Below are 12,855 nucleotides of genomic sequence, written 5' to 3'. Positions count from 1 at the left end.
TTGTCCACACTAGTGAGGACATACCGGGGTACAAATACCCCTTTTAGGGTCGCCCCTTCTTTGGGGGTGCTTTCGCGTGAACTTGCACAGAGTGCCGCGGTGTGTCGCACTTGCGTCGGGAGGGGTTCATACGTACGCATTGACCACCAGAGGGTGTCCGGGTCGTTCGAGGGATGTCGGAGGTCGCGGGCTAGGCTGACCGCATGCCGCCGCAGCCGTCACCGCAGCTCTGGCGAGGGCGCAACGGGGCCACCCGGGCGGCGCTCATCCTCGGCCTGATCGTCGGAATCCCTGTGGCCTTCGCGCTCGGGTTGCTGCTGTTGGTGGTCGGCCTCGCCGCCGCGGTCGTCGCTCTGCTGGTCTGGCTGATCGGCCTTGTCGTGGCGTGGGTGTGGTTCGCCATCCAGAGCCGCAAGCGCATCCCCTACCCGTTCGAGACGCCCCCGCCGTCGACCCGCCGCGGCCGGCGTATCGCCCTCAGCGGCCTGTACCTGTCGCTGGTGCCCCGCACGGTCGGTGCGGTGGCCCGCGGCGCCGCGTTGCTGTTTGCGCCGCTCGCCCTGCTCGTGTCCCTGATCGGGGTGTTCCTCCCCCGCTGGCGCGCTCGACCGTTCGTCGCGGTGTTCACGCTGCCCGCGATCCTGCGCAAGGTCGTCCGCCTGGGGAGGCGGCGCGGACTGCTGCGCGACGGCCACGACGCGCTCCTGCTCGAATACGACGACTTCCTGGCGCGGGCGTTCCCGCAGATCCGCGATGTGCTCGACTGGTGGAACGATCCCCGTGGAGGCGACGACTACGTCCCGACCCCCGGGCTTGCGGACGTTCCCGGCGGCCTCTTGGGGCTGCCGCTCGGACCCTCCCCCGACCCGCTCGGCCAGCCGGGCATCGCCGCAGGGGCGATGCGGCGCCGGTCGATCCGGTCACTCCGCGAGCTGCTGCTGAGTCAGCGCGAGATCGACGACCTGTGCGATCCCGACCTCGATGACCGCGCGGATGTCGGCCTCGTGCGGGTCGTCGAAATGGATGCACCGGGCGGCCGATGCTGGATGGTGCAATTCGCCAGCACCAAGTCGTGGCATCCGCGCGCGGGTGCCGCGCCCAACGACATCACGGCCGACCTGCTGATCGGCGCGGGAGCCGAGCCGACGGTCACGCGAGCGGCGCTCGAAACGATGCTCGCCGCGAGGATCGCGCCCGGTGAACCGGTGCTGCTCGCCGGCTTCAGCCTGGGCGGGATGGTGGCGGCGCAGGTCGCAACGGCCGCCGTCGGCGCGGGTCTGACGGTCACACATCTGGTGGTCGCGGGATCGCCGCTCGGGCGGATCACGGTGCCGGACGCCGTGACCGTGCTGGCGCTCGAGCATGTGCTCGACCCGGTGCCGCGCATCGAAGGGCGCGAGAACCCGGTGCGCCTCGAGTCGGGGACGCCGTTCCTGACGGTGAAGGCGCGGCCGCCGCTGTCGCACGGCTTCCGGATCGGGTCGCTGCACCAGTCGACGGCATACGCGGACACCGCTGGGGCGGTGGAGGCCGACCCGCCGGACCCCCGGGTGGCCGCCGTGCTCGCCGAGCTCGGGGTGTTCTTCGAGGCGCCGCAGCGCATCAACGACCACGCCACGGTACGGGCCGGCGGGCTGCCGCCGCGGCCGTCGGTGCCGCTATACCTGCACAGCACGGTCGAGGAGGGGATCACGCGCGGGACGCTACGGCAGACGGTTCGCCGCCTCGCCGGGGTGATCGCCGTGGATGTCTACCAGTCGCGGAGCGGTTTCGCCACGACGATCGTGTGGAACGCAGACATGCTCGTGCGCGAGCTCGACCCGTGGCTGATCGACGCCGGACGGACCGCGGTGTACCGGGGACTGCTGTCGCTACTCGCGCGCCGGCGCGCGGTGGGCATCCACCTGCGGCTGCAGGCGCGGGCGACGCCCGGGATCACGTGGGAGTCGACGGTGCAACGCCTGTCCGACGGCCGCTGGCGCGAGACCATCGACGTCACGGTCGACGACCGCGCCGACCCGGCGGACGTGGCGCGGCTGTTCCCCGCAGGCACGGCGCCTGTCGTGATCGTGCACGCGCCGGACGCGTTCGACCCCGTGCTGGACGTCGCGCGCCAGCGCTGACCGCGCCCCCACCGAGTTGGGACAACATGTCACAACTCGTGCGGGATTCCCGCATCGACTCACCACTCGGCGAGGCCGGGGCGCGGATCGGTGGGGCGGCGGCTAGCGCTTGCGCTTCTCGCGCACGCGCATGTTGAGCACGATCGGCGTGCCCTCGAAGCCGTAGACCTCACGCAGCCGGCGGATGATGTACCGCCGGTAGCCCGGGTCGAGGAACCCGGTCGTGAACGCCACGAATGTCGGCGGACGGCTCGTCGCCTGCGTGCCGAACAGGATGCGCGGCTGCTTGCCACCGCGGACCGGGTGCGGGTGCGCCGCCGTGAGCTCGGCGAGGAACGCGTTGAACTTGCCGGTCGGGATGCGCGTATCCCACGACTCGAGCGCGAGCTCCAGCGCGGGGACCAGCTTCTCGAGGTGACGGCCGGTGCGGGCCGAGATGTTGACGCGCGGCGCCCACGAGACGTGCGCGAGGTCCTGCTCGATCTCGCGCTCGAGGTAGCGGCGGCGGTCGTCGTCGAGCAGGTCCCACTTGTTGAAGGCGAGGACCAGCGCGCGGCCGGATTCGAGGACGAGGTCGATGATCCGGACGTCCTGCTCGCTGATCGGCTCGCTCACGTCGAGCACGACGACCGCGACTTCGGCCTTCTCGAGTGCCGTGGAGGTACGGAGCGACGCGTAGAAGTCGGCGCCCTGCTGCAGGTGCACGCGCCGACGGATACCGGCGGTGTCGACGAAGCGCCACACCTTCCCACCGAGTTCGACCTGCTCGTCGACCGGGTCGCGGGTGGTGCCGGCGAGCTCGTTGACGACCACGCGCTCCTCACCCGCCGTCTTGTTGAGCAGGGAGGACTTACCGACGTTGGGTCGTCCGATGATCGCGACGCGGCGCGGGCCGCCGACCTCGCGCTTGGCGACGGCGGACTCCTCCGGCAGCACCTTCAGCATCTCGTCGAGCAGGTCGGCCACGCCGCGCCCGTGCAAGGCGGAGACGGGATGCGGCTCGCCCAGCCCGAGCGACCACAGTTCGGTCGCGAAAGGCTCCTGGCGCGCGTCGTCGACCTTGTTGGCCGCGAGGAACACCGGCTTATTCGTCTTGCGGAGCAGGCGGACTACGTGCTCGTCGGTCGAGGTCGCACCGACCGTCGCATCCACGACGAACAGGACGGCGTCGGCGAGATCGATCGCGACCTCCGCCTGCGCGGCGACGGACGCGTCGATTCCGCGCGCGTCCGGTTCCCACCCGCCCGTGTCGACGAGGGTGAAGCGGCGGCCGTTCCATTCCGCCTGGTACGAGACGCGGTCGCGGGTGACACCGGGGGTGTCCTCCACGACGGCCTCGCGGCGGCCGAGGATGCGGTTGACGAGCGCGGACTTGCCGACGTTCGGGCGACCGACGATCGCCAGCACGGGCAGCGCCGGGAGGTAGGTGATGCCCTCCACGTCTTCGCCCGCGATGTCGAGCAGGTCGAGGTCGCCCTCGTCGAGCTCGTACTCCGCGAGGCCGCTGCGCAGCGCGTTGGCTCGCTGGACCGCGAGGTCCTCGTCGAGCTCGGAAAGCCGGGCGACGAGGTCGTCGTCGCCGTTGGGCTCGTTTTCGATGTCAGACATGGGCTGCTTTCTGTACGACCTGGATGACCGCGTCGACGGTTTGGTCGAAGTCGAGTTCGGTGGAGTCGACGGTGGTCACACCGTCCGCGGCGTTCATGAAGTCGACGACACGGGAGTCCGCCGCATCGCGTCTTCGCAGGGCCTCCCCGACGTGGGCGGGGGAATGGCCGGTCAGCTCCGCGGAACGCCTCGCCATTCTAACGGCTTCGTCGGCGGTCAGCAGGATGCGCACGGGAGCATCCGGGCAGACCACCGTCGTGATGTCGCGTCCCTCGACGACGATCCCGCCGCGGTCGGTGTGCCGGATGATGTCGCGGAACAGCCCCGTCAGGAAGGTCCGCACCTCGGGGAGGCGCGCGATCGGGGCGACGACCGCCGTGACCTCGGGCGTGCGGATGGCCTCGGTCACATCGTCCTCACCGACGAACACGTGGTAGGTGTCCGGGTCGGTTCCGATGCGGTAGTCGAAGTCCGGGAGGGCATTGATCACCGCGCCGGGGTCGGTCGGGTCGAGGCGACGTGCGACCACGTACCAGCTGAGCGCGCGGTACGCCGCGCCGGTGTCGAGGTACGCCCAGCCGAGCCGCCGCGCGGCAGCCTTGCTCACGCTCGACTTGCCGCTGCCGGCCGGTCCGTCGACCGCGACCACGATCGTCTCGGTCATCCGGTGATCCTCCATCCACGTTCGGTCAGGTCTGTCACGGTGCGGTGCTCCACCTCGGGCAGCACCGCGATCTCGGCGAGGCCGAACGGGGCGCCGGGCGAGTGCTCCAGCCGCAGGTCCTCCATGTTGACGCCCAGCTCACCGAGTTCGTTGAGGAGGCGGGCGAGCTCACCGGGGCTGTCTTCCACCATCACCACGAAGCGCGCATACCTGCGGTCCTGGCCGTGCTTACCCGGCAGACGGGAGACACCGGTGTTGCCGCCGGCGATCTCTTCCGCGATCGTCCGGCGGGCGCCGGAGGCATCCACGTCGCCCAGCGCGACGAGCACGCGATCCAGGTCGTCGCGGTAGGCGCGGAGGATCTCGACGATCGCGGGAGCGTTCGCGCCGAGGATCTGCACCCACAGTTCCGGTTCGCTCGCGGCGATGCGGGTGACGTCGCGCACGCCCTGGCCGGCCAACGCGAGTGCAGCGTCGGGCGAGTCGGAGAGTCGCTTCGCCATCAGCGACGACACGATCTGCGGAGCGTGCGACACGAGGGCTACGGCGGCGTCGTGCTCGTCGGCATCCATCTCGACCGGGGTCGCGCCGAGGTCGAGGATGAGCGCCTCCACCACGCTGACCGCCGAGCGCGGGTTCTCGGGCCGCGCCGCGACGACCCACGGCCGCCCGATGAAGAGGTCGGCGCGGGCCGACGACGGCCCACCCCGCTCGCGCCCGGCGAGAGGATGCCCGCCGACGTAACGCGAGAGGTCGAGTCCCGAATCTTCCAGCTCCGACAGCGGCGCCACCTTCACGCTCGCCACATCCGTGACGACGGCCCCGGGATGCGCTGCGAGCTCCTCGGCGACGACCCGGCCGGTGAGATCCGGAGGAACGGCCACGACGATCAGGGCCGGCTCCACTCCGCCGTCGTCGATCCGGCCTGCGCCGTAGTCGGCCGCCAGCCGCAGATGCGCGGGCGAGGCGTCGGCGAGCACCACGTCGACGCCGCGGGCACGCAGCCCGAGCCCGACGGAGGCGCCGAGCAGCCCCGCGCCGACGACGCGGACGGGGCCGGCGAGGCGGGCGGAGTTGTCAGTCACCCGTCCACCTTAGCCAGCGGCGGGCACCCGTTTCCGCACGGGATGAAGGAACGGAGGAGGATGCGGCGCGAGATCCCTCCGAATCCTCCGTTCCCCCCGCGCGACCGGCGTGCCCCGCCGAGAACGGAGGCGGATGCGGCCGCACCCCCCAACGACTCCTGCGACCCAGCAGGAGAAGGCGGGCCGGTCAGCGGCTCTCGCGAGAGATCGTCAGCAGCTGCCCCAGCTCCGCTTTCGTCAGGTCGCGCAGCTGCCCGACCTTCAGTGTCCCCAGGTGCAACGGCCCGAACTGCCGCCGCACCAACTCCACGACGGGGTGCCCGACCTCGGCGAGCATCCGCCGCACGATCCGGTTGCGACCAGAGTGCAGGGTCACTTCGACCAGCGAGTCGTCACTGCGCGTCTGCAGCAGCTTGGCTTTGTCCGCGGCGATCGGCCCGTCCTCCAGCTCCACGCCCTTGGTGAGCCGGCCGATCGTCTGCGGCGTCACCACCCCGCGCACACGCGCGATGTAGGTCTTCGTCACGCCGAACGAGGGATGCGCGAGCACGTGCGCCAGTTCTCCGTCGTTCGTGAGGATCAGGAGGCCCGAGGTCTCCGCGTCCAACCGCCCGACGTTGAACAGGCGCTCCGGGTAGTCCGCGGTGAACCGGGAGAGGTCGGGGCGTCCCTGCTCGTCGCGCATGGAGCTGACCACGCCGACCGGCTTGTTCAGCATCACGTACCGGCGCGAGGTGTCGAGCTGGACGGCCGTCCCGTCGACCGCGACCAGGTCGACCGTGGGGTCGACGCGCCTCCCCAGTTCGGTCACGACTTTGCCGTTCACCGAGACCCGACCGGCCGCGATCATGTCCTCCGAGACCCGGCGCGAGGCCACCCCGGCCGCCGCCATCACCTTCTGCAGGCGCTCGCCCTGCGCTTCGTTCTCAGCGGACATCGCCCTGGAACCCATCCGCTCCGTCGCTGAGCAGCGGCGAGATCTTCGGGAGCTCGTCGACCGAGTTGATGCCGAGCTGACTGAGCAGCAGGTCGGTCGTGCCGTAATTGATGGCACCCGTCTCACTGTCGGTGAACAGCTCCGTGATGAGCCCGCGGCCGAGCAGGGTCCGCACGACCGAGTCCACGTTGACGGCGCGGATGGAGGCGATGGCACCACGGCTGATCGGCTGCTTGTACGCGATCACGGCGAGGGTCTCGAGGGCGGCCTGCGACAGCTTGGTCGGGTTCTGCTGCAGCACGTAGCCGGAGACGACCGGGTCGAACTCCTCACGGACGTAGATGCGCCAGCCGCCGCCCACTTCGCGCAGCTCGAAGCCGCGGCGGACACCTCCCCCTTCTCCGTCGAAGTCGGCCACCAGCGTCGCGATGGCCGAGCGCACGCGCTTCACCGGCGCGCCGACCGCGGTGGCCAGCGTGACGATGCTCATCGGTTCGTCGGCGACCATGAGGATGGCCTCCAGCGCGCGCTCGATCTGCGCATCCTCGACCTGCGCGGGCACCTCGGTGGTGTCCGTCACCGCTGTGCCCTCCGTCACCGCTGTGCCCTCCGTCACTTCGACCGCCGCGTCCGCGGCCACATTCTCAACCGTCATAGTCGGCTCCCAGATTCGACAGGTTCTCTTCGGACCAGTGCTCGGCGGTCCAGCGCAAGGTCAGCTCGCCGAGCGGCTCCAGCTGCTCGAACGCGATCGCGGCACGCCGGTACAGCTCCAGCACCGCCAAGAAACGCGCGACGACCACGCCTTTCTGCTCCGCGCCGGCGACCAGCTGGCGGAAATTCATCGGCTCGCCGTGCCGCAGCATCCCGACCACGATCGCGGCCTGCTCCCGGATGCTGACCAGCGGGGCGTGGAGGTGATCCAGCCCGACGACGGGGATCTCACGCGGCGTCATGGCGAGCGTTGCCAGGGCGGCGAAGTCGTCGAGGCTCAGCGTCCAGACGAGTTCCGGAGTGCGCTGGCGGAACTTGTCCTCCAGCCGCACCAGGCGCGCATGCCGCGCGCCCTCGGCGTCGAGCCGCTGGGCGAACCATGTTGACGCCTCCTTGAACGCGCGGTACTGCAGCAGCCGGGCGAAGAGGAGGTCGCGCGCTTCGAGCAGGGCGACATCCTCCGCATCCACCAGCTCTCCCTGCGGCAGGAGACCTGCCACCTTCAGGTCGAGCAGTGTGGCGGCGACCAGCAGGAACTCGCTGGCCTCGTCGAGGCTCTCGTCGGTGTCGAGCGCGCGCAGGTAGGCGATGAACTCGTCCGTCACGCGGCTGAGCGAGATCTCGGTGATGTCCAGTTCGTGCTTCGTGATCAGGGACAGGAGGAGGTCGAACGGGCCCTCGAACTCGCCCAGCGAGACGCGGAAACCGGTGGTCTCCCCCGGCTCGGCCGTGCGCTCCGGCTCAGCCGGCTGCTCCGGTTCGGTCGTGCGCTCCGGTTCGGTCGTATCAGGCGACGGCGCCACGGAACACCAGTTCCCGCGCCAGCTGGCGGTACGCCTCCGCCGCCTGGTGCTCGGGCGCGAACTGCGTGATCGGTGTGGCCGCAACCGACGCGTCCGGGAACTTCACGGTGCGCGAGATGACCGTCTCGAGCACGCTGTCGCCGAAAGCATCCACGACGCGTTCCAGCACCTCGCGGGAGTGGAGCGTGCGCGAGTCGTACATGGTGGCCAGGATGCCGTCCAGCTCGATCGCCGGGTTCAACCGCTCACGCACCTTGTCGATGGTCTCGATCAGCAGGGCGACACCGCGAAGCGCGAAGTACTCGCACTCGAGCGGGATGAGCACGCCGTGACTGGCGGTGAGGGCGTTGACGGTCAGGATGCCGAGCGACGGCTGGCAGTCGACCAGGATCACGTCATAGTCGTTCGCGACCTTGCGCAGCACACCGGCGAGGATCTGCTCGCGCGCCACCTCGTTGACGAGGTGGACCTCTGCCGCCGACAGGTCGATGTTCGCAGGGATGATGTCGAGGCCGGGCACCGGCGTCGACTGGATGGCCTCCTGGACGTCGGCCTTCCGGTTGAGCAGGAGGTCGTAGATCGTCGTCACGTCATGCGTGCGCGCGCCCAGCCCTGCGGACAGCGCGCCCTGCGGGTCGAAGTCGACCGCGAGGACGCGGCGGCCGTATTCGGCGAGGGTCGCGCCCAGGTTGATGCTGGTCGTCGTCTTGCCGACGCCGCCCTTCTGGTTGCAGAGGGCGATGATCTTGGCGGGGCCGTGCTGCGCGAGCGGGGCCGGAACCGGGAACGTTCGCAGCGGACGGCCGGTGGGCCCGGGCTTCGCGGCGATGGATGCGGCATCCATGCCCGGAAGCTGGGTCTCGACCTCGTCGTTGCGCGTCACCTGGGTGTTCCTCGTCCCTCTCGTGGGCGGTCTTTCAAGGGGACAGTCTATCCGCGCCGGGCCTGGCTTGCGGGGCGTACGCCCGGCGGTTCGGTACGCTGACCGCGTGCAGCCGATGCCGTCCGCCCTCGAGACCCCGCGTCTGCGTCTGCGCCCGAGGGACGGGCGCGACGCCGAATGGAACCTGGCGCTGCTCGCCGAGCACCCGCTCGGCCGTGTGCCCGGCTCGGTCGAGGAGGAGCGTGAGCGGCTGGATGCGCAGCGCCGCGAGTTCGACGCGCGGGGCTTCGGGCTGTACACGGTCGAGATCGCGGACAGCGGCGAGGCGGTCGGCTACTGCGGGCTCATCGTCGGCAGGGCCAGCCCATCCCAGCCCGAGATCGCCTACGAACTGCTGCGCGGGCACGTCGGCCACGGCTACGCGACCGAGGCAGCGGCGGCGGTTGCTGACGCTGCGTTCGACGCCGGCATTCCTATGGTGTGGGCGACCGTGGCAACCTGGAACGCGCCGTCGTTCGGCGTGCTCGGCAAACTCGGCTTCGCGACGACCCGGCGGGTCGGCTTCGACGGCGGTTCCGTCTTCGTCTGGCTGCGCGGTCGCGCGCCGCGTCGGCGCCACCGCACGTCGCCCTGACGCGACGATTTGCGCCAGGGCGCATCCGACAATTCGTGCCGAATCGTCGTTATGCGGGCGCGTATCCGACAATTCGTGCCGAATCGCGCGGCGGGGATGACGTCAGCGGGCGCGCGGGTGGGACGTGGTGTAGACGTCGCGCAGCGTGTCGGCCGTCACGAGCGTGTAGATCTGCGTCGTCGCCACCGACGAGTGGCCCAGCAGTTCCTGCACGACGCGCACGTCCGCTCCCCCGGCCAGGAGATGCGTGGCGAACGAGTGGCGCAGGGTGTGGGGCGACAGGTGGTCGACGTCGAGCTTCGCGCGTTCGGCCGCTGCGCGGATGATCAGCCAGACGTTCTGACGGGACAGCCGGGCGCCGCGCATCCCGAGGAACAGCGCCGGTGTCGCTCGACCCTTCGCCGACAGCACCGGCCGCGCCCGCACCAGGTACGCCGAGACGGCGTCCTGCGCATAGCTGCCGAGCGGCACGATGCGCTGCTTGCTTCCCTTGCCGGTGAGCCGCACCACGTCGGTGTCGATCACGTCGTCGACGTTCAGCCCGACGGCCTCGCTGACGCGGGCTCCGGTCGCGTACATGAGCTCCAGGAGCGCCCTGTCGCGTAAGGCCGCCACGTCGTCGCCGTCGGTCGCGGCGAGGAGGGCCGCCACCTGATCGACCGTGATCGCCTTGGGCAGTCGGCTGGGCAGCTTGGGCGGGCGGAGGTCGCGTGCCGCATCCCCGTCGACCCGGCCCTCCTCGAGCAGGAACCCGTGGAAACCGCGAACGGTGGACAGCATGCGAGCGAGCGAGGATGCCGCCAACGGAACCCCGCCGTCCGGCGATCCGTCCCGCGTCCCGAGATGCAGCGCGAAAGCGGACAGCGTCGCGGGCGTCACCTGACGCAGGTCACGGATCCCTTCCGCCTCCAACCAGCCGCTGTAGACGGTCAGGTCGCGTCGGTAGGCCGCGACGGTGTTCGCCGAGAGGCCGCGCTCGATGGCGACATGCCTAAGGAAGGCGTCGACATCGACCGCGACGGTCATGCGTTGAGCTTCGGGTGGCTCGGCCAGGGCTCGTTCGCCGCGCCGAGCGTGCTCCATCCCTGCTCCCGCGCGGTGCGTGCGGCCAGCAGGGCGATGATCAGGGGCGCGTTGTGGACGCGACGCTGCAGCACCGCCTCCACCGCTTCGTCGAGCGGGACCCAGCGCACCTCGATGTCGGCTTCCTCCGCCTCGCGGGCGAACGCCGAGCCTGTCGAGTGGATGCCGCGAGCGAGGTAGAGCCGGATGGACTCGTCGTTGCCGCCCGGGCTGGTGAAGACGTCGGTGAGCACGTTCCACTCGTCCGCCTGGAGGTCCGCCTCCTCGCCCAGTTCCCGCTGGGCCGCGGCCAGCGGATCTTCGCCCGCCTTGTCGAGCAGGCCGGCCGGGATCTCCCAGTCGCGGTGCCGGACCGGGTGCCGGTACTGGCGGATGAGCAGCACGCGGTCGTCCTCATCCATCGCCAGGATGCCGACGGCGCCGGTGTGGTCGACGTACTCGCGGGTGATCTCCTCGCCGTTGTACCGGAAGACGTCGCGGCGGACGTTCCAGATCGCCCCCTCGAAGACCGTCTCGGACGAGACGATCTCCGGCCGGAACGACTGGTCGTTCAGCTCGCCCGTCATCAGGCTTCGGCCAGCTCGGCGTCCGACTCGGCCACCTCGAACAGCAGCGCGGCCTTCTGACGGTCGAGCGCCGCCCCGACGAGCCCCGCGAACAGCGGGTGCGCGTGGTTCGGGCGCGAGCGCAGCTCGGGATGCGCCTGCGTACCCACGTAGAACGGGTGCACGTCGCGCGGAAGCTCCACGTACTCCACCAGGTGGCCGTCGGGCGAGGTGCCGGAGAACCAGAGACCCGCGTCGGCGATCTGCTCGCGGTAGTTGTTGTTGACCTCGTAGCGGTGACGGTGGCGCTCTGACGCCTCGCTCGCCCCGTACAGCTCGGCGACGATGGAGCCCTCGGCGAGCGTCGCCGGGTAGAGGCCGAGGCGCATGGTGCCGCCCAGATCGCCGCCGGCGATGATGTCCACCTGCTCCGCCATCGTCGCGATCACCGGGAACTCGGTCTCCGGGTCGAACTCGGACGAGGATGCGCCGCCGAGGCCGGCCTCATGGCGGGCGTACTCGATGACCATGCACTGCAGGCCGAGGCACAGGCCGAGCGCCGGGATGCCGTTCTCGCGCGCGAAGCGCAGCGCGCCGACCTTGCCCTCGATACCGCGCACGCCGAAGCCGCCGGGAACGCAGATCGCGTCGACGTCGCTGAGCTGCGTCGCGGCGCCCTCGGGCGTCTGGCACTCGTCGGACGGGATCCACTTCAGCTTCACCTTGGTGCGGTGGGCGAAGCCGCCCGCGCGCAGCGCCTCGGTGACCGAGAGGTAGGCGTCCGGCAGGTCGATGTACTTGCCGACCAGGCCGATGGTGACCTCGTGCTTCGGGTCGTGCACGGCCTCCAGCAGGCGCGCCCAGCCGTGCCAGTTCACGTCGTCGGCCTTGTCGAGGCCGAGCTGGTCGATGATGTAGGAGTCGAGGCCCTGGTCGTGGAGCATGGTCGGGATGTCGTAGATGCTCGGCACGTCGACCGCGTTCACGACGGCCTGCTCGTCCACGTCGCACATGAGCGCGATCTTGCGCTTGTTGCTCTCCGAGACGGGACGGTCGCTGCGGAGCACGAGCGCGTCCGGCTGGATGCCGATCGAGCGCAGGGCGGCGACGGAGTGCTGCGTGGGTTTGGTCTTCTGCTCGCCGGAGGCGTTCATGTAGGGCACCAGCGAGACGTGCACGAAGAAGCAGTTCTTCCGGCCCAGCTCGTGGCGCACCTGGCGCGCCGATTCGATGAACGGCTGCGATTCGATGTCACCGACGGTTCCACCGATCTCGGTGATGATGACGTCGGGCGCCGGCTCGCCGTCTGGTCCAGGCTGCGCCTGCAGCCGCATCCGGCGCTTGATCTCGTCGGTGATGTGCGGGATGACCTGCACCGTGTCGCCGAGGTACTCGCCACGGCGCTCCTTGGCGATCACGTTGGAGTAGATCTGCCCGGTGGTGACGTTCGCCGACTGGCCGAGGTTGATGTCGAGGAAGCGCTCGTAGTGACCGATGTCGAGGTCCGTCTCGGCGCCGTCGTCGGTCACGAAGACCTCGCCGTGCTGGAACGGGTTCATCGTGCCCGGATCCACATTGAGGTACGGGTCGAGCTTCTGCATGACGACGCGGAGGCCGCGGGCCGTCAGAAGGTTGCCGAGGGAAGCCGCCGTGAGGCCCTTCCCCAACGAAGAAACGACACCACCTGTCACAAAAATGTGCTTGGTAATGCCGTTTGAGAGGTCCGCGTCTGAATTATCCACCACGGGCTTATAGCTTATCACCGACTCACGGCCT

At 70.1% G+C, this 12,855-nt stretch carries 12 protein-coding genes; 2 read left to right on the top strand and 10 right to left on the bottom strand.

Annotated elements, in window-relative coordinates:
* The first annotated feature begins 203 nt into the window (after window positions 1-203).
* Window positions 204-2,123, top strand: coding sequence for a thioesterase domain-containing protein (locus AB4Y74_RS03995; RefSeq protein ID WP_441797819.1), 1,920 nt, complete (start codon window positions 204-206; stop codon window positions 2,121-2,123).
* A 102-nt stretch (window positions 2,124-2,225) separates the two neighbouring features.
* Here the strand turns inward: AB4Y74_RS03995 and der are convergent, their stop codons facing one another.
* From der to AB4Y74_RS03960, 7 genes are all read right to left on the bottom strand, one after another.
* Window positions 2,226-3,731, bottom strand: a complete 1,506-nt coding sequence (der, locus tag AB4Y74_RS03990) for a ribosome biogenesis GTPase Der (RefSeq protein WP_441797818.1) — start codon at window positions 3,729-3,731, stop codon at window positions 2,226-2,228.
* Window positions 3,724-4,395, bottom strand: coding sequence for a (d)CMP kinase (gene cmk / locus AB4Y74_RS03985; protein WP_441797817.1), 672 nt, complete (start codon window positions 4,393-4,395; stop codon window positions 3,724-3,726). The genes der and cmk overlap by 8 nt, the downstream gene beginning before the upstream one ends.
* Complete coding sequence (locus AB4Y74_RS03980; RefSeq protein WP_441797816.1) at window positions 4,392-5,480, bottom strand: prephenate dehydrogenase; 1,089 nt, start codon at window positions 5,478-5,480, stop codon at window positions 4,392-4,394. Before AB4Y74_RS03980 ends, cmk begins: the two co-directional genes overlap by 4 nt.
* A gap of 187 nt (window positions 5,481-5,667) precedes the next feature.
* Window positions 5,668-6,417 (bottom strand): pseudouridine synthase, encoded by a 750-nt coding sequence (locus AB4Y74_RS03975; RefSeq protein ID WP_441797815.1) that lies wholly within the window; start codon window positions 6,415-6,417, stop codon window positions 5,668-5,670.
* The gene (gene scpB, locus AB4Y74_RS03970) at window positions 6,407-7,072 is read right to left on the bottom strand and encodes an SMC-Scp complex subunit ScpB (protein ID WP_441797814.1); all 666 of its coding nucleotides are present in this window, start codon (window positions 7,070-7,072) and stop codon (window positions 6,407-6,409) included. Before scpB ends, AB4Y74_RS03975 begins: the two co-directional genes overlap by 11 nt.
* Window positions 7,062-7,934: a segregation and condensation protein A gene (locus tag AB4Y74_RS03965; protein ID WP_441797813.1), complete on the bottom strand. Its 873-nt coding sequence runs from the start codon at window positions 7,932-7,934 to the stop codon at window positions 7,062-7,064. The genes scpB and AB4Y74_RS03965 overlap by 11 nt, the downstream gene beginning before the upstream one ends.
* Window positions 7,918-8,817: a ParA family protein gene (locus tag AB4Y74_RS03960; RefSeq protein WP_441797812.1), complete on the bottom strand. Its 900-nt coding sequence runs from the start codon at window positions 8,815-8,817 to the stop codon at window positions 7,918-7,920. Before AB4Y74_RS03960 ends, AB4Y74_RS03965 begins: the two co-directional genes overlap by 17 nt.
* A gap of 115 nt (window positions 8,818-8,932) precedes the next feature.
* Here AB4Y74_RS03960 and AB4Y74_RS03955 point away from each other — a divergent pair, with 115 nt between their 5' ends.
* A complete protein-coding gene (locus AB4Y74_RS03955; RefSeq protein WP_441800390.1) occupies window positions 8,933-9,451 on the top strand; it encodes a GNAT family N-acetyltransferase in 519 nt (172 codons plus the stop codon).
* Between the two features lie 102 nt (window positions 9,452-9,553).
* On the opposite strand, the gene xerD is transcribed toward AB4Y74_RS03955, so the two are convergent.
* The 3 genes from xerD to AB4Y74_RS03940 are packed head-to-tail and all read right to left on the bottom strand — an operon-like array spanning window position 9,554 to window position 12,821.
* Window positions 9,554-10,477, bottom strand: a complete 924-nt coding sequence (xerD, locus tag AB4Y74_RS03950) for a site-specific tyrosine recombinase XerD (protein WP_441797811.1) — start codon at window positions 10,475-10,477, stop codon at window positions 9,554-9,556.
* Window positions 10,474-11,100, bottom strand: coding sequence for an NUDIX domain-containing protein (locus tag AB4Y74_RS03945; protein ID WP_441797810.1), 627 nt, complete (start codon window positions 11,098-11,100; stop codon window positions 10,474-10,476). Before AB4Y74_RS03945 ends, xerD begins: the two co-directional genes overlap by 4 nt.
* On the bottom strand, window positions 11,100-12,821 hold the full coding sequence (locus AB4Y74_RS03940; RefSeq protein WP_441797809.1) for a CTP synthase: 1,722 nt from the start codon (window positions 12,819-12,821) through the stop codon (window positions 11,100-11,102). Before AB4Y74_RS03940 ends, AB4Y74_RS03945 begins: the two co-directional genes overlap by 1 nt.
* Window positions 12,822-12,855 lie beyond the last annotated feature (34 nt).

The organism is Leifsonia sp. RAF41 (assembly GCF_052114085.1).
In the GTDB taxonomy this organism is placed as follows: domain Bacteria; phylum Actinomycetota; class Actinomycetes; order Actinomycetales; family Microbacteriaceae; genus Leifsonia.
The sequence above is the reverse complement of the archived record's forward strand: the minus strand, read 5'-3'. Positions and strand labels throughout refer to the sequence as shown.